The organism is Flavobacterium sp. GW823-FHT04A11, from assembly GCF_058796535.1.
This window is the reverse complement of record NZ_CM179503.1, coordinates 2,011,089-2,030,358: the sequence shown is the minus strand read 5'-3', so window position 1 is coordinate 2,030,358 and position 19,270 is coordinate 2,011,089. Positions and strand designations below refer to the sequence as shown.

Genomic DNA, 19,270 nt, shown 5'->3' with positions numbered 1-19,270 from the left:
AAAAAATAAAGACTTATATAATTGAATTAATATTTTTCGAGACAATTCATTTTATTAAATATAAATTGTGGCATTGCTTTCTTACGCATTTTAGAAATGGCTTATCTTTGTAGAAAACTAAAAAATGATGAACAAAAAAGTAATCCTTATGATTTTAGATGGTTGGGGAAAATCTCCTGACCCTAAAGTATCTGCAATAGACAATGCACATGTTCCTTTTATAAACAGTCTTTACCAAAATTACCCAAATGCACAGTTAAGAACCGACGGTTTAAACGTAGGTTTACCGGAAGGTCAAATGGGAAACAGCGAGGTAGGACACATGAATCTTGGTGCGGGAAGAATCGTATATCAGGATTTAGCCAAAATAAATCTGGCTGTAGCACACAAAACGCTTGCAAAAGAGCAAGTATTGGTTGATGCTTTTAAATATGCCAAAGAAAACAATAAAAAAGTACACTTTTTAGGATTAGTTTCTGATGGTGGAGTTCACTCTCATACGTCGCATTTGCGCGGATTAATTGATGCTTCTCAGGAATATGGTCTTGAAAATGTTTTTATTCACGCTTTTACAGATGGTCGTGATGTTGATCCGAAATCAGGTGCAAAATACATTCACGATTTAGAAGAATATATTAAAGAGACGCCTGTAAAAATCGCTTCGATTATTGGTCGTTACTACGCAATGGATCGTGACAAACGTTGGGAACGTGTAAAATTAGCTTACGATTTATTGGTAAACGCAAAAGGAACTCCTTCTCAAAATGCCGTTGCAAGTATGCTAAGCAGTTATGAAAATCATGTTACCGATGAGTTTATCGAACCAATTGTAATGGTGGATGAAAAAGAAAATCCATTAGCTACAATTGTTGAAGATGATGTTGTAATCTTCTTTAATTTTAGAACAGACAGAGGCCGTGAACTTACCGAAGCACTTTCTCAACAAGATTTCCACGAGCAAAACATGCACAAATTAAAGTTGTATTATGTGACGCTTACCAACTACGACGAAACGTACCAAAACGTAAAAGTGGTTTACAATAAAGATAATATTACGGAAACTCTTGGTGAAGTTTTAGAAAAAGCAGGCAAAAAACAAATTCGTATTGCCGAAACGGAAAAATACCCACACGTAACTTTCTTCTTTTCAGGCGGTAGAGAAACTCCGTTTGAAGGTGAAACCAGAATTTTAAGAAACTCTCCAAAAGTAGCGACTTACGATTTACAGCCGGAAATGAGTGCTTATGAGTTGAAAGATGCGCTTGTTCCTGAATTAAACAAAGGCGAAGTTGATTTTGTATGTTTAAATTTTGCCAATGGCGATATGGTGGGACATACCGGAATTATGAGCGCTGCAATTTTAGCCTGTGAAGCTGTTGACGTCTGTGTAAAAGGGGTTATCGAAGCGGCTCTTGCAAACGATTATACTACAATTGTAATCGCCGATCACGGAAATTGTGAAACGATGATTAATCCTGACGGAAGTCCAAATACCGCACACACAACAAACCCGGTGCCGATTATTTTGGTTGACAAACAATTGAAAAACATAAACGATGGTGTTTTAGGTGACATCGCTCCTACTATTTTAGAATTAATGGGCGTTCAGCAACCAGCAGCAATGACTTGCCATTCATTGTTGTAGAAAATCATCTATTGCATAAAAAAAAGAGACAAGTTTTAGAATTTGTCTCTTTTTTACTTTATAAACATATAGCCTCGTTTGTCACCCTGAGCGTAGTCGAAGGCTTATGAAACCGAAAGGGCTTCGACTACGCTCAGCCTGACATTTGGTGTTTCAATAAATTTTATCACATTACAAAATAATGATACGTCCATTCAACGCCATAAATCACAAGTCCGATCATTCCTCCAACCAAAGTTCCGTTGATTCTGATGTATTGAAGATCTTTTCCGATTTCTAATTCTAATTTTTCAGAAACTTCTTTTCCGTCCCAGCTTTTTACTGTGGAGGAAATCAAATCTCCAATCACTTTTTTATTATTTAAAAGCACTGATAATAAATCTTTTTTGATGAAATTATTGATTTTATCGATCATCACAGCATCTTCTTTTATTCCGGTTCCGAAACCCTGAATTAAACCTGCAATATTCTTCTTGATTGAAGATTCATCTCCTTTTCCTAAATCGGTCGAAATAGATAATTTTATTTCATCCCAAATTCCGTTTACATAATCCTGAACTTCTTTTTTTCCGGCAAACCCAAGAATTAAATTATTAATTTTTATGCGCATTTCTTCTGAGTTTTTGACTTCATCGAGGAAATTATAAACGTATTCGTCAATTTTAATTCTTACGGCACTTTCAGAATTTTTGGCTTCGTCTAAAAATTCAGCCAGACCATTAAAAATACCTTCAGAAATACTTTTATCAGCTAAGCCAAAACTCAAAAATGGCGTTGATTCTTTTACTTTTTTCCGAATCAGGTCTTTATTATTCGCCAATTCTGTGCTCATTACTTCCAGAAGATTCGTCAATAATTCATCTTTCATATTCCCTTTCTGCAAAGGTTCTAAAGCCAGCGCAACCCAGTCTCCAAAATTAATTCCTTCGAGTTTTTCCTTAAACTGAACCTGAATAAATCGTTTTATATCTTCGTCTTTAATGGTTTTTATAACACCCGGAATAATATTTACGGCAACCAGATTGGCAATTTTATTGGCATTTTCTTCCTGAGAAAGCCATTCTGAAGCTTTTGTCGCAAAGTTGAATTCTTCTATTTTAATTTCCAGTTTCTCGCGATTCAGAAATTCTTCTGAAACAAAATTCCCCAGGTTTTCTCCGATTTCATTTTTCTTGGTTGGAATAATGGCTGTATGCCAAATCGGAATTCCCAGCGGATGACGAAATAAGGCGACAACTGCAAACCAATCCGCGATTCCCCCCACCATTGCGGCTTCACTAAACGCCTGAAGCATTGGGATTTTAAAATAAATAGCGATGATGAACAAAAGAACGGCAACACCCAAAAGGGCCAATGCATTACTCTTCATTTTCCTTAAAGCTTTTACTTTAGATATATCCTGATCTATAATAGTAGTTTTCATAATTAAACATTTTACTACTAATTTATGGCTTTTTTCTGAAATATCCAGCTGTTTTGGCTTCTTAAATAGCCCCGCATTCACGAATTTTTCTAAAAATTATCTATTGAATTTTAAACAAATACAATTTGTAAAATCAACATTCCATTATAATTCGTGAATTTGTGGAGAAAAAATTAATTCACAGCAAAAAGAACTCATCAGGTCGAAAAATTTATATTAAAATCGTACTTTTGCGAACTGAAAATCTGAAAAATATGATTATCCAAAAAAGTAGAGAGGAAATTGAATTAATGCGCGAAAGTGCTTTGATCGTATCGAAAACATTAGGAATGATTGCTTCTGAAATTAAAGAAGGAGTTACTACATTATATCTTGACAAATTAGCCGAAGAATTTATTCGTGATCATGGCGCAGTTCCTAGTTTTCTGGGATTGTATGATTTTCCGAATTCACTTTGTATGAGTCCAAATGCACAAGTTGTACACGGAATTCCAAATAATACACCTTTGAAAAATGGTGATGTTATATCCGTAGATTGTGGTGCGTTCAAAAATGGATATCACGGTGATCACGCCTATAGTTTTGAAATTGGAGAAGTTGCTCCGGAAGTTAAAAAACTTTTGAAAGTAACGAAAGAATCTCTTTACGTAGGAATTAGAGAATTTAAAGCGGGAAATCGCGTGGAAGATGTTGGAAACGCGATCCAAAAATATACTGAATCTCACGGTTACGGAGTTGTTCGTGAACTTGTTGGTCACGGTTTAGGGCAAAAAATGCACGAAGAACCGGAAATGCCAAACTACGGAAAACGTGGTCGCGGAAAACTTTTTGTTGAAGGAATGGTCGTTGCCATTGAACCCATGATTAACATGGGAACAAGAAACATCAAACAACTTAAAGATGGCTGGACAATCCTGACTGCTGACGGAAAACCAAGTGCGCATTTCGAACACGACGTTGCTTTGATCGACGGAAAACCAGAATTGTTATCGACTTTTCAATACATCTATAAAGCGCTGGGAATCGAAAGCAATGAAGAAGATGAATTTAGAAAAGTGCCTTTAGTACTATAGTTATTTCACAGAGATTCACAAAGATATACGCCAAGATGCACAAAATATTATTTTACAAGCCTTTTAAATGTTTGAAGAAAACAACGAATCTCGAAATAAATTAGATGCAATTACATATAAAATTATTGGTCTCGCAATTGAAGTTCACAAACAATTAGAACCCGGCTTATTAGAATCCGCTTATCAGGAATGTTTATATTATGAAATTATAAATTCCGGTTTAACTGTTGAAAAACAAAAAATTCTACCAATAATTTACAAAGACATAAAACTTGATCATGGATATCGAATTGATTTATTGATCGAAAATAAAATAGTTATTGAATTAAAAACTGTTGAAGCTTTTACAGATGTTCATTTTGCCCAGATATTAACCTATTTAAAACTTGGTAATTATCCATTAGGACTTCTTATTAATTTTGATTCAAAAATTTTAAAAAACAACATAAAAAGATTTATAAACACTTTGTGAAGCTCCGCGCTTACTTTGTGAAACTCTGCGAAACAGCCCCATGAAGAAACTTTTTAAACTAATACTTAATACAATCCCGCGTCCATTGTTAATTCGTTTGAGTTATGTGGCGCGTCCCATTTTGGCTTTATCCTTAAGAGGAAATAAATTTACTGATCCTATTGACGGGAAAAGTTTTAGATCATTTTTGCCTTACGGATACGGAAAACAACGTAATAATGTGCTTTCGCCAAGTACACTTTCTTTAGAAAGACACCGTTTACTTTGGTTGTATCTAAACGATCAGACTGATTTTTTTACAGCTCCGAAAAAAGTGCTGCATTTTGCACCGGAACAAGCTTTTTATAAAAGATTCCGCAAGCAGAAAAATCTTGATTACACTACAACCGATTTGTTTTCGCCTTTGGCAGATGTAAAAGCAGATATTTGCAATTTGCCTTTTAAAGACAATGAATATGATGTGATTTTATGCAATCACGTTTTAGAACATATTCCGGATGATACAAAGGCAATGCAGGAATTATTTCGTGTACTAAAACCAGGCGGAATGGCCATTTTACAAATTCCGCAGGACTTATCGAGAGAAAAAACCTTTGCTGACGATACGATTACAGACCAAAAAGAGCGCGCTAAAATATTCGGTCAATACGATCATGTTCGTATTTACGGGCGCGATTATTTCGACAAATTAAGAAGCATTGGTTTTATTGTTATCGAAGAAGATTATACCAATAAAATTGCACCTGAATTGGTAGAAAAATATTGTTTGGCAAAAGGCGAAATTATTCCACTTTGCTTTAAACAGGAAAACTAAATATTTTCACATATAAGTTCATTTAAAAAGAGTTTTCAAAATAGCAATAATTTGAAAACTCTTTATTTTTTTGCCAAACATCAAAATTAATTACAAGCCAACCAAATCCCTAAACCTTGGAACCTACAAATTCATTTCAATTTTGTTTTGACATCAGTTTTGAAAAAAATCTGAACCATTATATTCCAACTGCTTATATTGTTGAGGATCGTAATGATATTAAATATTTAAATAAAAAAGCAAGTGCTGATGTACTTTCAGGATTTGGAATTGTTTTTGAAAATTTAGATTCGAATACAAAAAAGATATTAACCGCTTGTGAATCATTAAAGTCTGATTTTATATTTAAAAAATTCAGCACAAAAATCAAATCGGCAAAAACAATTGCTGATTTGCAGAAAGATTCTAAAATTGATTTTGCCATTCGCCAGCATTTAAAACTCAATTTGGATTGTTTTTATACTTTAATTGTCAAAGAACAATTTCCGTTATCCATGAATATGGGCGTTGAAAAGGATTTTTATCGCTCCAGAGTTGCTATTGATCCTTTATATTTAGAACCACAGATTCAATTTGACAAACATACTGAAGGAATCACTTATACTTTATCTTTAAAAGAAAACGAAACTACATTTCTACCCATGAATAGTAAAGTTGATATTCTTTTGGATGAACCAAGCTGGATTATTATCGACAAAAAATTGGCACAGCTGAAAGAGCTGAATTCTAAAAAACTTTCTCCGTTTTTAACAAAAAAATCAATCGAAATACCTTCAAAATTAGTTGATAATTATTTTAAAAATTTCATTCCTGAAATAGCCAGAAAAATTGATATCGAAGCGACTGGTTTTGAAATTGAACTTCGCGATACAATTGTTTCTTGTACGATTCAGCCTGTTTATGATTTCTTTAAAAACTGTTATTATCTCAATCTTTTTTTTGATTATAACGGGTATTTATTTGACAGCAGTAAAACTAAAAAAACACATTCGTTTGTTGATTTCAGTATTGCCAACGAACCCAAAATAATTCAGTTTAAACGAAGTTCTGATGAAACTTTGTATACAGACAAATTACTTGAAATTGGTTTTATAAAAATCAAAAATGAATTATTCGGATTAAATTCAGAAGCAGAAATTCAGGATCCTTATCTTAATATTCAATTGGTTATTGATCGCAAAGAAGAACTGGAAAGTTTAGGATTTACGATTCAAAACCTGAAACTGGAAAGCAAAGAAATCATTACAGAAAATTATAGTGTTTCTGCTTCAAAAGAAACAACTGGAGATTGGTTTGATATTAAAATCATCATTACGATTGGGAATTTCAATATCAATTTCAGTGAAATTATCCCGAATATAAAAAGTAAGGAAAGACTTTTTTTATTGCCTGACGGAAACTACTTTTTGATTCCGTTAGAATGGCTCAGCAAATATAGTTCGCTGGCAAAATTAGCTAAAACAGAAAACGGAAATCTACTTTTGCGTAAAAGTAATTTTGCTGCTTTAGACACGATTTCAGAAATTAAAAGTGATGCAGAACCTATTTACAAAGCTGAGTATGTTGCTTCTGATTTACTAAAAGCAACATTAAGACCTTATCAAATTGATGGGGTAAAATGGCTTTTGGGTCATTTTAATTCAAATTTAGGCGCTTGTCTTGCCGATGATATGGGACTTGGAAAAACATTACAAACTTTGGCTGTTTTGGTTGCAGTTCAGGAACAATTAGGATTTACAACAAAAACCACAAATTTTGATTTGTTTCAAAATGAAACTACTGTAGAAAGAGAACCTTTAAAAACCCTGATTGTTTTGCCTTCTTCATTGGTTTTTAACTGGTATAATGAATCTCAAAAATTTACACCGCATTTTTCAAAAATGCAATATTTGGGCAATGACAGAAAATTATTAGCACAACGATTAGAATCTTCTGATTTAATTTTTACGAGTTACAGCATCGTTCATCGCGACATTTCAATTTTAGAAAAATACAATTTCCGCTATTTAATTTTGGACGAAAGTCAATACATTAAAAATAAGAATTCTAAAATTTTTAAAGCGATTAATAAAATAAATACGGAGCATAAAATAGCTTTAAGCGGAACGCCAATCGAAAACTCTCTTGACGATTTATGGTCGCAAATGCAATTTATAAATCCGGATATTTTAGGTACTTATGCTTTTTTTGCAGAAAATTTTAAAATTCCGATTGAGAAAAAACAAGATGAAAACAGTTTAGCTGAATTAAAAAATCTGGTTCAACCTTATATTTTAAGAAGAACCAAAGAACAGGTTTTAAAGGATTTACCGGAATTAACAGAACAGATTTATTATTGCGATATGGATCCGGAACAGGAAAAATTATACGAGCAGGAAAAATCAAAAGCCCGTAATTTTTTACTAAAAACCGATGGATCGGGTCCTGATAAAATTAGCATTATCAATACTTTGATGAAGTTAAGACAGTTGAGTAATCATCCGAAAATGGTCGATCAGGAATCAGAAATTGATTCCGGAAAATATATTGCCGTTACTAATTATCTGGAAAGTTTAGTAAAAGGAAAACAAAAAACGATCATTTTTAGTTCGTTTGTTACGAACCTGAATTTTTACACAACCTGGAGTAAAGAAAACAAAATACAATTTTGTGAAATTACAGGCGAAACTCCGGCTGCTAAAAGAGAACAACAAGTAAAACTATTTCAGGAAAACGAAGAACCTTTGTTATTTTTTATTTCGCTTAAAGCGGGCGGCGTTGGTTTAAATATTACCAAAGCTTCGTATGTTTTATTCTTAGATCCATGGTGGAATCCTTTTGCTGAAAAACAAGGAGTTGGAAGAGCGCACCGAATTGGACAGATGAATAAAGTAAATGTTATTCGTTTTATTTCGAAAAATACCGTTGAAGAAAAAATAATCAAATTGCAGGAAAACAAAAAACTGTTATCTGATTCGCTTTTGGAGGAAAGTTTTGTGAATGATGAAATCGAAACTAATTTAGAATACATTTTGGGTTCTTAATAAATTGTTCTTAAAACCAATAAATTGTCTGATTTTTCGTTGTATAAATTGTTATATTTACAATCTTACAAAAAACGTTGAGTATAATTTAAACACATAGAAACATAGATTTTATGTGTAATAAAAGAATTTAAAAGAGAAATATATTTTCTCTCACATAGCGGACTATTGTGTATTTAAATAAGTGAAACGCTTTTTTGATATTACAAAATCTATGTTTCTATGTGTTAGAAAAAATTATATGCAACGAGTTTATACAATTTAAAAAGATGCCAAAATTTTTGTTTCAGAACTTTCTTTTGTTTTTCATTTTTACTTTCGCGACAGCGCAGGAAGTACAAACCGAAGTTATTCCACCTTATAATATCAAAACAGTTTCGTTTGTTCAAAATGGAAATAATGTTGTACCAATATTTGAATTAGGTTCTGCATTTGAACTGCAATTTGATGATTTGTTTGGCAATGAAGCCAACTATTATTTTGATATTACACATTGTGATTACAACTGGAAACCAACTGATATTCCGAAAACAGATTTTATTAGCGGATTTGATAATCAAAGAATTACCGATTATTCAAACTCTTTCAATACACTGCAGGTTTATTCTCATTACCGACTTGCTTTTCCAAATCAGTTTACAACGCAATTAAGACTTTCAGGAAATTATATCCTAAAAATTCTGAATGAAGATAAAGAAGTTGTTTTCTCAAGAAAATTTATTTTATACGAAGAACATTCAACTGTTGCTGCCCAGGTAAAAAGAAGCCGTAACCTCAGCAATATAGATTACAGGCAAAATCTTGAATTTACGATACTTTCTAACGATATTGTTTTTCAAACGCCTTTGCAAAATGTGAGAGTTGTTTTGTTGCAAAACGGAGATTTCAATACAAGCATTAAAAATATTCCGCCTCAATATACCATTGGCAATCAATTGGTTTATAAATATGGTCAGGAAACTTTATTTTGGGGAGGAAATGAATTTTTATATTTTGAAAATAAAGACATTCGCGCCGCAAGCAACAATGTGGGAAAAGTAGGTTCTAATAATGATATTTACAATTCGTATTTATACACGAATCAGGCAAGAGGTAATCAAATTTATACTAATTATGAAGATGTAAACGGAAATTTTGTTGTTAAGAATATCAACGGTTCCAACAACGAAATTGAAGCAGATTATGCGTGGGTTTATTTTACACTTTCAGCTCCTGCTTTCAGGTTAAACAAAGACATTTATATTACCGGAATGTTCAATAATTATAGCTTATCGCCAGAAAACAAAATGGATTATAATACTGATAAAGCGGTATATGAAAAGGCAATCATGATCAAGCAGGGTTTTACTAATTTTGAATATAAAGTTGCCGATAAAAAAGGGGTTATTGATTATGAAAATGCCATTGACGGTAACTTCTATCAAACCGAAAACAATTATACAATATTGGTGTATTACAAGCAAAGTTCTGACCGATATGAGCGTGTAATCGGAAAAGGAAATGCTAACTCTATCAATATCACCAATTAAAACATTGTTAAAGGATTTCGGGTAAAGGATTTTTTTTCGTAAGTTTGCCACTATAACACTCACATATATACGACGTTAGTATGGTTTCTCAGATAACAAGAGGCATAAAAATATCTGTTTTAACTAGTTTTGAAGGTACCTACTTCAAGAACTACAAGATTCATTTTGCCTTTAGTTACGTCATCACAATCGAAAATCACAGTAAAGATTCAGTTCAGTTAACTTCTCGTCACTGGGAAATTTTCGATTCTTTAAACGATATTGAAGTTGTTGATGGTGAAGGAGTTATAGGCAAAAAACCAGTTTTAAAACCTGGTGAAAATCACACTTACAGTTCTGGTTGTTTGCTTTCATCTCCTTACGGAGCAATGCAGGGTCATTTTAATATGATCAATTTTACCACTACAAAAACATTCAAAGTAATTGTTCCTACTTTTAGAATGTGCGCTCCGTTTGCGTTAAATTAATTTATTGCAACTTCTATTATTCCTTCTTTTGTAATTGCGTACACTCTATCTTTTTCTGTTGGAATTAGGTATGAATTTCCTGTAAATTCTCCAAAAGCCGGAAAAATTAATTGATTTGGTTTTAGAAAAAAACACGATAAACTCAAAAATTGTCTTCCCAATCCACGCAGTTGTATCCCCGGATGAATGTGTCCGCAAAAATTAAAAAGATTTTCTTTTTCTGTTGGATGATGTGTCAGCAGGAAATTATCAATTTCTAATTCATTATAAATTTCAATATTTAAATCTTCATAATGTGTTTTTGAAATAATATCATGATTGCCTTCTACCAAAATTATTTTCTGCGAATGCTGTTTGGTCCATTCGACAAATAAATCCCATTCATTATTGATTTTGCTGTGAAATAAATCTCCCAAAAAAACAATTGTTGTGGGATTAAATAATTCTAAAACATTTTTTAAACGGGTAAAATTTTCAAAAATAGCATTGTTCGGAATTCCGATTCCGTGTTTTCTAAAATGTGCCACTTTTCCAAGATGCACATCAGATATTAGCAGCATTTTTTCCTTTTCCCAAAAAACAGCACCAGACTGATGCAAAATGAAATCCTGATTGTTTATTATTATATTCATATTAATTTTTATCCAAAAATCAGTCCAAAATTATTTCATGTAACTGGCTGTCATTTTTTTAATTCTTTCTGCCAATGTTTCACTTGATAATTTTTCCCTGAGTCGGTCTGTAATAATTGGAAAACTAAATGGCGTTGGTTTTTTGCATTGTTTCCATACAATTGTTTGCCTGTTTATTCTTTGTAAAGCCTGAATCAAACGTCCTTCTTCCAACTGATGTTCAAATGTTTCTGTATACGCTTGCTGAAGCAGTAAATTATCCGGTTCATAATCTCTAAAGACTTCAAATAATAACTGCGAACCACTTTGCAAATGTCTGGTTTTTACTGGTTTTCCGGGCATTCCTGTAAATACTAAACCGGCGATTACTGCAATATCCCTGAATTTTCTTCGCGCCATTTCCGTTGAATTCAGACTTTTTTGCAAATCATGATGTACATACTCTGTCGAAAATAAATCATTGTCAAAAACAGCTTCCATATCGATTTCTTGATCCGAAAGCAGTTCAAATCCATAATCATTATAAGCTAATGAAAAGGTAATTGGCGACAATAAACTAATGCGATACGACAACATACTTGCCAAAGCTTCATGCACAAAACGGCCTTCAAAAGGATAAAAAACAGCATGAAATCCTTCACGCGTTTTAAATGTTTCGATCAAAAATTCATTCGTATCGGGAACGATGCTTTCTTTTCGCTGCCTTGTAAAAATTGGCTGAAGCGCTTGTAATTCCGGAGTCAGATTATCTGTATTTGCTGCGTATAATTCTTCGCGTAAAAGTTCACTCATTTGCACAGACAATGCCATTCGGCCGCCCATCCAGCTTACTGTTCTGGAGTTTTTTTTAGGATCGGCTTTTCGAACCAAAACCTGCATATTTTTTACCCGAAATAACTCGAGTCGCTTTCCGGCAAAAGTAAATACATCTCCAGGTTGCAGTTTTGAGGCAAACCATTCTTCGATCGTACCGATAAAACCACCGCTTAAAAATTTGACATTGAGAGCCGCATCACCCACTATAGTTCCAATTTGCATTCTGTGATGCATGGCAATCATTCTGCTGTTGATTTTAAAGCGTCCATCTTCTTCAACCTCAACTTTTTTGAATTCATCATACGCCTGTAAACTCTGACTGCCGTTGGTAATAAAATTAAGAATCCAGTTCCAGTTTTCTTTTGTTATATTTTGATAACAGAATGTTTTTCTCACTTCTTCAAAAATTTCATCCGGATAAAAACCATCAGAAACCGCTAATGTATTTAGGTATTGAACCAAAACGTCCCAACTACTCAAATACGGAATTCGATCTTCGACAATAGTTTTGGCTGCTGCTTTTTTTAGTGCCGAAGCTTCGATTAATTCTATGGCATGTGTAGCTAGAAAATAAATTACACTTTCTTTTCCGGGTTGATGACCGCTTCTTCCGGCTCTTTGCAGAAATCTTGCGACACCTTTCGGTCCGCCAATTTGAATAATCGTTTCAACCGGTGCAAAATCAACTCCTAAATCAAGACTTGATGTGCAAACTACCACTTTTAATTCTTCATTTCTAATGGCATTCTCTACCCATTGTCTGGTTTCCCTACTAATACTTCCGTGATGCATCGCCATTTCTCCGGCAAATTCAGGATATTTTTCCAGAATGGCCTGATACCACATTTCGCAGGCAGAACGCACATTGGTAAATATTAAAGTCGTTTTGCTTCTTCTTACTATTTTCGCAACTTCATCAATTAAATGCAAACCCATATGACCGCGCCACGGATAACTGTCCATTTTTTCAGGTAAAATAGAAAGCACTTTTATTTTCTTGTTGATATTGGCTTTTATCAAAACCGAATTTTGATAAGCCTCAGAATTCAATCCTAATAAAACCTGTTGTGCTAATTCGAGATTTCCGATTGTTGCAGAAATTCCCCAGATTCGCATTTTTGGAGCAACCGTTTTTAATCGCGATAAAGACAGTTCCATTTGAACACCGCGTTTTGTACCTAATAATTCGTGCCATTCGTCAACCACAATTGCAGAACAATTGGCGAAAGTTTTTGCAAATTCTTTTGAGGCCAGAAGCAATTGTAAACTTTCCGGAGTCGTAATAAGTAAATCGGGCATTTTTTTGCTTTGCTTCGCTCTTTCGCTTTGAGATGTATCTCCGGAACGAATTCCAACAGTCAACGGCAAATTCAAATCTTCGACAATTCTTTCGGCAGCCTGTTTTATTTCTACCGAAAGTGCGCGTAAAGGCGTAATCCAAATAGCTTTTAATCCCGGTTTGTGTTTATTTTTAAAATCAGGATTTTTTTTCATGTAATCGAGAACTATCGGAAACCACAAAGCATAGGTTTTCCCGCTTCCGGTTGGCGCGTTTAATAAGCCATTTTTCCCTTGCAGAAATGCTGTCCAGGTTTGGGTTTGAAACGGAAATGATTTCCAACCCTGATCCTGAAACCATTTTTCGGCAATTATATATAGTTCTTCTCTGTTCATTTTATATTTTGACTTATTCGGTGTAATTCTAATGCAGTTTTTTTGCCACAGATTAAAAGATTCAAATGATTTTTTGCTTATTTTTTTTTCACGCAGATTTAGCAGATTCAGCGGATTTTTAATTTTTAATTCTCAATTTTTAATTCTTTTATTATGAAATCATACTTTTTAAATCTTCTATTGAATTGGCTTCATCTATTTTCTTATCATGTCGCCATCTCAAAATTCTGGGAAAACGCGTTGCAACACCGCTTTTGTGCCTTTTTGAAAGTGCAATTCCTTCAAAACCAATTTCAAAAACCAGTTGTGGCGTTACACTTCTAACAGGACCAAATCGCTCCAAAGTATTTTTCTTTATAAAATCATCTACTCTTCTGAATTCAGCATCGGTTAAACCGGAATAGGCTTTTGCGAAAGTTACCAGTTCTTTTTCGCCTTTATCATTCGTTTGCCAAAGCGCAAAAGTATAATCGGTAAATAAGTTCGAACGTCGTCCGTGACCGCGCATGGCGTAAGTTAAAACGGCATCAATTACTAAAGGTTCAATTTTCCATTTCCACCAATCGCCTTTTTTCCTTCCCACCAAATAAGGAGAATCATTTCTTTTTAACATCAAACCTTCACTTTTCATCTCGCGGGCACGCATTCTTTCGGTTGTTACATCTTCCCAGGAATGGAGTAAAACTCTTTCTGATAATTGAAAATAAGGCGTTTTATCTTTTATGGAATCATATAATTGTTCTAATAACAATCTACGTTCTGCATAAGGTAAATTGCGAATATCCTGTCCTTCCCATTCTAAAATATCATACGCTTTTAAGATTACGGGAACCTTTTCGAGCAAACTTGCCGATATTGTTTTGCGTCCAATTCTGGTTTGCAAATCATTAAAAGTTCCGATTTCACCTTCGGGAAAAGCTAAAATTTCTGCGTCAATTACGGTTCCGTCCGGAATTAAACCAACGAAATTTTTGAATTCAGGATATTTATCAGTTACCAGCTCCTCGCCTCTTGACCATACATAAATTTCGCTTTCGCGGATGATCGTCTGTGACCTGATTCCATCCCATTTATGTTCGATAGACCAATCTTCGGGATTTCCCAAATTATCCACTTCACCTTCAATAGGATATGCCAGATAAAACGGATAAGGTTTTGATAAATAATCACTGTTTTTTTCGTCAAGAATCAATTCCTGAAAAGTGATTGTGTTGGGATCCCAGTTTCCCATTAATTTATAAGCCAAAGCATCTTCATCAACATTTTCAGCCTTAGAAAGTGCTCTTGTCATTAGTTTTTGGCTTACGCCGATTCTTAAACTTCCGGTAATTAATTTGGTAAAAACGAAGCGTTCGTAATAATTCAGCGCCAGCCAATTCTGATGCAAGTATTCTTTTTTCTCAGCATCTGATTTCTTTTTTAAAGCAATAATTTCCTGAAGATATTCGGTTAAACTTTTATCTGAATGTTCTTTTGTGGTGGGAATTATCAAAGCAATAGTTTCGGCCAAATCACCTACAATATGATAACTTTCTTCAAAAAGCCAAAGTGGAATATTAGCCAATTCGTTTGCCCAAATTCGCAACAAAGTAGTATTAACCGGTCTAGGCGGACGACGGTGAGAAAGAATCGCTATGGTCCATACTTTATCTTCCGGCGATGCATTTTTAAAATACATTGTCAGCGCATCGACTTTTACATTCGTTTTATTCGAACTATCGAGTGTTTTTATGAGTTGGGCAAAGTTTTTCATCTACAATTCATTATTTTCAGAAATAAGCGAAGTTTCACTTTGATCTGCTTCGGCTTCCTTTTCATCTTTTTCCATTTCTGCTGCTTCGCCTTCGTATTGCGTTTTTTCAGTTCTGGCATCGTAACCCAATTCTCTCAGATATTTAGAGAAAATATCGGTATAACCATGCGTGCAGATTATTTTTTCTGCTCCTGTTGCTTTTATGCTGTCGAGCAAAGAATACCAATCGCAATGATCGCTTAATACAAAACCTTTGTCAATAGCGCGTCTGCGTCTTGCTCCGCGAAAAGCCATCCAGCCACTTGCAGAACCAGTAACGAAAGGTGTCATTTTTCTGATCCAGATACTTCCGTGTGCGCTTGGCGGAGCGAGAACCATATTTCCTAATAAATCTTCTTTTTTGGTTTCGCGGGTCACCAAAGTTGTTGGCGGAAAATCAACCATAGGCCTTAAAACATTTGTCATATTTTCGATTGCGCCATGTGTGTATATTTTACCTATGTCGGTGTCCAGATATTTTAAAAGTCGCTGTGCTTTTCCTAAAGAATAACCAAAGAGAATAGAAGTTTTTCCTTCGGCTTTGTTTTCTGCCCACCAATTATTTATTTCTGATATTACTTCTGCTTGCGGAGTCCAGTTAAAAGCAGGTAATCCAAACGTACATTCGGTTATAAAAGTGTCACATTTTACCACTTCGTACGGAGTTGAAATTCCATCGTCTTCTGTTTTATAATCTCCTGTAAAAACCCAGACTTCTCCTTTGTGTTCTACACGAATTTGTGAGCTGCCAATAATATGTCCTGCAGGATGAAGCGAGAATTTTACATTGTTTATTACAAAGGTTTCATTCCACTCTTTTCCGGTTACATTTATTTCTCCCAAACGATGGCGAATAATAGGAATATTGGTATGATGTGTAATATAATTTTGATGTCCCCAACGCGAGTGATCGGCATGACCGTGTGTAATAATGGCATTTTTTACCGGTCGCCACGGATCGAGATATACATCGGCCTGCTGGCAGTAAATTCCTTTATCATTAAAAGCTAAAAGAGGGATTTTCATAGTATTACCATTTTAAGAATTTCTAAAATATTATGGCAGAATTGTATCAAATTTAATTATTAAATAATTGAGGCTCTTTACAATTTGGCCCGATTAGTTTATTTAATTACAACTTTTAATATTGTGTTATGATATAATCAAAATATCATTTGTACTTTTGTAAAAAATTAAATAATTCGTAATTTTAAATACTTTCAACCCATGTTAAAAGGATTCTTTCATGTACCAAAAGCGGTAAACGAGCCAGTAAAAGGATACGCACCGAACTCACCAGAAAAAGCAGCTGTTCAGGCAGCATACACTTCAATGTGGAACTCTAAAATTGATGTTCCATTATACATTGGTAGTGAAGAAATCAAAACCGGAAATACTAAAAACATTACAGCGCCTCACGATCACAAACATATTGTAGGAACTTACCATTTAGCTGAAAAACAACATATCGAAAAAGCAATTGCAAATGCTCTTGAATCAAGAAATGCATGGGCAAACATGGCATGGGAACAGCGTGCTGCTATTTTCTTAAAAGCTGCTGAACTTATTGCAGGACCATACAGAGCACGTATTAACGCTGCTACTATGATTGGTCAATCTAAAAATATTCACCAGGCTGAGATTGATGCTTCTTGTGAATTGATCGACTTTTTACGTTACAACGTAGAATTCATGACTCAAATTTACAACGATCAGCCAAAATCTGATTCTACAGTTTGGAACCGTTTAGAATACAGACCTCTTGAAGGATTTGTTTATGCTATCACTCCTTTCAACTTTACTGCTATTGCTGCAAATCTTCCTGCAAGTGCTGCGATGATGGGTAATGTTGTAGTTTGGAAACCAAGTGACAGTCAGGTATTTTCTGCAAAAGTTATTATTGATGTTTTCAAAGAAGCGGGAGTTCCTGATGGCGTTATCAACGTTGTTTTTGGAGATGCTTTAATGATTACGGATACTATTTTGGCAAGCCGTGATTTTGCCGGAATTCACTTTACAGGCTCAACTCACGTATTTAAAGATATCTGGGCAAAAATTGGTGCAAACATCAATAACTATAAAACATATCCAAGAATTGTTGGTGAAACTGGTGGTAAAGATTTTATCATTGCACATCCAACTGCAAACGTAAAACAAGTGGCTACAGGAATTACTCGTGGAGCATTTGAATTTCAGGGACAAAAATGTTCTGCAGCTTCAAGAGCTTATATTCCTCAAAGTTTATGGCCAGCTGTAAAAGAGCAATTAATTGCTGATGCAAAATCAATGAAAATGGGTTCTCCGGAAGATTTCGGAAACTTTATTACAGCCGTGATTCACGAAGGTTCTTTTGATAAATTAGCTAGTTATATCGATCAGGCTAAAAAAGATGCTGATGCTGAAATTATCATTGGCGGTAATTATGATAAATCAGTTGGATACTTTATTGAGCCAACAGTTATTGTAACTACAAACCCAAAATATACTACAATGGAAACTGAGTTATTTGGACCAGTTATTACTATATATGTATATGAAGATGCAAAATGGGAAGAAACTTTAGAATTAGTTGATACTACTTCTGAGTATGCTTTAACAGGAGCTGTATTTAGCCAGGATCGTTATGCTATTGAGGTAGCTACAACTAAATTGCAAAATGCTGCCGGTAACTTCTATATTAATGATAAACCAACCGGAGCTGTTGTAGGAATGCAGCCTTTTGGTGGAGCAAGAGCTTCAGGAACTAACGATAAAGCAGGTTCTGCATTGAACTTATTGCGTTGGGCTTCTCCTAGAACTATCAAAGAAACTTTTGTAACTCCTGAAGATTACAGATATCCGTTTTTAGGATAATCTTTAATTAGGTTAATCAATTATAATACACAATCCCCAATTATCATTTAGATAATTGGGGATTTTTATTCTTAAAACACTAGTATACAAATCATTATATTTTTTGTAGTATTTTTCTTATTCAATTAATATTCAATGAGTTAGCAATTTAAAAAAGCTTAATTTATCATTATAAAAACTTTTAGTATCTAATTAAAAATAGGCTTGTATTTACTTTTGTCCCGTATTAAATCGCAAGAAAACAGAAGAATAAATTTTTACAGATTTAAAACATGACAATCTAAATAACAGCTTATGAAAAATTTAAAAAATGTTCCCGAAATAATTCTCAAATCAAAATCGATAGGTCATCGAATTGATTTTAAATGGAGCAAAAGCAAAATGGAAAAATTTCTTGATCCGGAGGAAGAAAATGAAGAACTTGAAAATGCACTGGCTCAAATTGGACACAAAGCGTCTGTTGGGTTAACAGCCGCACTTTTAGAATGGATTCACTGGCGTTTTACAGGTTATACAAAGGCAGCAAATGATATAGAAAAACGTATTGAAGCTATTTGGTGCTCTGTTAATAATCCGGAAAGTGCAAAACCTTTAGATTTCGACACTGATTTAGATCTACCGGTAAGAAGTTGCGTAAACGGACCAGTATGGCTGGCACTAATGACTGCAAAAATGGTTGATGTGAGATACAGAAAAGGATCTTATTTTTTACAAAGTGAAATTGTCGGCTTAGTACTATTGGCTCGTCATGTTTCTCCAAGAAAGAAAGTTTTTGACAGATGGTTCAGCAATACAATAATCGAATTAATGCGCTTATATCCATGTCAATATAGAAACGAAAAGCTGGATGAAAGTGACGAAGCGGTTTACGATTCATCAAATGAACCTTTGATTTGCAGAGAATTTTTCTTTGATTCTAAATTCAGATATTCTGTTGAATCTACAAAAGAAGCGCTAAACAATTTCATTCATAATGTAGATCATAAAGCCAATTCATTTCTTCACCTACCAGAAATGACTCATTAAAACACCCTTATTGCCCTCAAAATAAAAAAAC

General features: G+C 34.1%; 14 protein-coding genes. 9 read left to right on the top strand and 5 right to left on the bottom strand.

What is annotated here, in order from left to right; translation table 11 throughout:
* Positions 1 to 127 precede the first annotated feature (127 nt).
* A complete protein-coding gene (gene gpmI, locus AC3QL1_RS08840) occupies positions 128 to 1,645 on the top strand; it encodes a 2,3-bisphosphoglycerate-independent phosphoglycerate mutase (RefSeq protein ID WP_492497551.1) in 1,518 nt (505 codons plus the stop codon).
* 166 nt (positions 1,646 to 1,811) lie between these two features.
* Here the strand turns inward: gpmI and AC3QL1_RS08835 are convergent, their stop codons facing one another.
* Positions 1,812 to 3,068, bottom strand: coding sequence for a DUF445 domain-containing protein (locus AC3QL1_RS08835; protein WP_492496869.1), 1,257 nt, complete (start codon positions 3,066 to 3,068; stop codon positions 1,812 to 1,814).
* Between the two features lie 254 nt (positions 3,069 to 3,322).
* Between AC3QL1_RS08835 and map the strand changes: the two genes are divergently transcribed.
* From map to apaG, 6 genes are all read left to right on the top strand, one after another.
* A complete protein-coding gene (gene map / locus AC3QL1_RS08830) occupies positions 3,323 to 4,141 on the top strand; it encodes a type I methionyl aminopeptidase (RefSeq protein ID WP_492496867.1) in 819 nt (272 codons plus the stop codon).
* A gap of 67 nt (positions 4,142 to 4,208) precedes the next feature.
* Complete coding sequence (locus AC3QL1_RS08825) at positions 4,209 to 4,613, top strand: GxxExxY protein (protein ID WP_492496865.1); 405 nt, start codon at positions 4,209 to 4,211, stop codon at positions 4,611 to 4,613.
* Positions 4,614 to 4,653: 40 nt separating this feature from the next.
* Positions 4,654 to 5,427 (top strand): class I SAM-dependent methyltransferase, encoded by a 774-nt coding sequence (locus AC3QL1_RS08820; protein ID WP_492496864.1) that lies wholly within the window; start codon positions 4,654 to 4,656, stop codon positions 5,425 to 5,427.
* A gap of 116 nt (positions 5,428 to 5,543) precedes the next feature.
* Positions 5,544 to 8,450 (top strand): DEAD/DEAH box helicase, encoded by a 2,907-nt coding sequence (locus tag AC3QL1_RS08815; RefSeq protein WP_492496861.1) that lies wholly within the window; start codon positions 5,544 to 5,546, stop codon positions 8,448 to 8,450.
* Between the two features lie 269 nt (positions 8,451 to 8,719).
* Positions 8,720 to 9,979 (top strand): type IX secretion system plug protein, encoded by a 1,260-nt coding sequence (locus AC3QL1_RS08810; RefSeq protein WP_492496860.1) that lies wholly within the window; start codon positions 8,720 to 8,722, stop codon positions 9,977 to 9,979.
* 80 nt (positions 9,980 to 10,059) lie between these two features.
* The gene (apaG, locus tag AC3QL1_RS08805) at positions 10,060 to 10,446 is read left to right on the top strand and encodes a Co2+/Mg2+ efflux protein ApaG (RefSeq protein ID WP_492496858.1); all 387 of its coding nucleotides are present in this window, start codon (positions 10,060 to 10,062) and stop codon (positions 10,444 to 10,446) included.
* Here the strand turns inward: apaG and pdeM are convergent.
* The 4 genes from pdeM to AC3QL1_RS08785 form a co-directional block, all read right to left on the bottom strand.
* Entirely contained in the window at positions 10,443 to 11,078 is a 636-nt protein-coding gene (gene pdeM, locus AC3QL1_RS08800; RefSeq protein WP_492496856.1) for a ligase-associated DNA damage response endonuclease PdeM, read from the bottom strand. The two genes, apaG and pdeM, sit on opposite strands and share 4 nt — an antisense overlap.
* Before the next feature lie 30 nt (positions 11,079 to 11,108).
* A complete protein-coding gene (locus tag AC3QL1_RS08795; protein WP_492496854.1) occupies positions 11,109 to 13,568 on the bottom strand; it encodes a ligase-associated DNA damage response DEXH box helicase in 2,460 nt (819 codons plus the stop codon).
* Positions 13,569 to 13,719: 151 nt separating this feature from the next.
* Positions 13,720 to 15,321: an ATP-dependent DNA ligase gene (locus AC3QL1_RS08790; RefSeq protein ID WP_492496852.1), complete on the bottom strand. Its 1,602-nt coding sequence runs from the start codon at positions 15,319 to 15,321 to the stop codon at positions 13,720 to 13,722.
* On the bottom strand, positions 15,322 to 16,386 hold the full coding sequence (locus AC3QL1_RS08785) for a ligase-associated DNA damage response exonuclease (RefSeq protein WP_492496850.1): 1,065 nt from the start codon (positions 16,384 to 16,386) through the stop codon (positions 15,322 to 15,324).
* 201 nt (positions 16,387 to 16,587) lie between these two features.
* Here AC3QL1_RS08785 and pruA point away from each other — a divergent pair, with 201 nt between their 5' ends.
* Together pruA and AC3QL1_RS08775 are read left to right on the top strand one after the other, a co-directional pair.
* Positions 16,588 to 18,213: an L-glutamate gamma-semialdehyde dehydrogenase gene (gene pruA / locus AC3QL1_RS08780; protein WP_492496849.1), complete on the top strand. Its 1,626-nt coding sequence runs from the start codon at positions 16,588 to 16,590 to the stop codon at positions 18,211 to 18,213.
* Between the two features lie 294 nt (positions 18,214 to 18,507).
* Positions 18,508 to 19,239, top strand: coding sequence for a hypothetical protein (locus AC3QL1_RS08775; RefSeq protein ID WP_492496847.1), 732 nt, complete (start codon positions 18,508 to 18,510; stop codon positions 19,237 to 19,239).
* Positions 19,240 to 19,270 lie beyond the last annotated feature (31 nt).

Coding starts and splice junctions, on each gene's coding strand:
- AC3QL1_RS08785 (WP_492496850.1), bottom strand. CDS start 16,386: ATGAAAATCCCTCTTTTAGCTTTTAATGATAAAGGAATTTACTGCCAG.
- apaG (WP_492496858.1), top strand. CDS start 10,060: ATGGTTTCTCAGATAACAAGAGGCATAAAAATATCTGTTTTAACTAGT.
- AC3QL1_RS08775 (WP_492496847.1), top strand. CDS start 18,508: ATGAAAAATTTAAAAAATGTTCCCGAAATAATTCTCAAATCAAAATCG.
- AC3QL1_RS08810 (WP_492496860.1), top strand. CDS start 8,720: ATGCCAAAATTTTTGTTTCAGAACTTTCTTTTGTTTTTCATTTTTACT.
- AC3QL1_RS08825 (WP_492496865.1), top strand. CDS start 4,209: ATGTTTGAAGAAAACAACGAATCTCGAAATAAATTAGATGCAATTACA.
- map (WP_492496867.1), top strand. CDS start 3,323: ATGATTATCCAAAAAAGTAGAGAGGAAATTGAATTAATGCGCGAAAGT.
- pdeM (WP_492496856.1), bottom strand. CDS start 11,078: ATGAATATAATAATAAACAATCAGGATTTCATTTTGCATCAGTCTGGT.
- pruA (WP_492496849.1), top strand. CDS start 16,588: ATGTTAAAAGGATTCTTTCATGTACCAAAAGCGGTAAACGAGCCAGTA.
- AC3QL1_RS08790 (WP_492496852.1), bottom strand. CDS start 15,321: ATGAAAAACTTTGCCCAACTCATAAAAACACTCGATAGTTCGAATAAA.
- gpmI (WP_492497551.1), top strand. CDS start 128: ATGAACAAAAAAGTAATCCTTATGATTTTAGATGGTTGGGGAAAATCT.
- AC3QL1_RS08820 (WP_492496864.1), top strand. CDS start 4,654: ATGAAGAAACTTTTTAAACTAATACTTAATACAATCCCGCGTCCATTG.
- AC3QL1_RS08795 (WP_492496854.1), bottom strand. CDS start 13,568: ATGAACAGAGAAGAACTATATATAATTGCCGAAAAATGGTTTCAGGAT.
- AC3QL1_RS08835 (WP_492496869.1), bottom strand. CDS start 3,068: ATGAAAACTACTATTATAGATCAGGATATATCTAAAGTAAAAGCTTTA.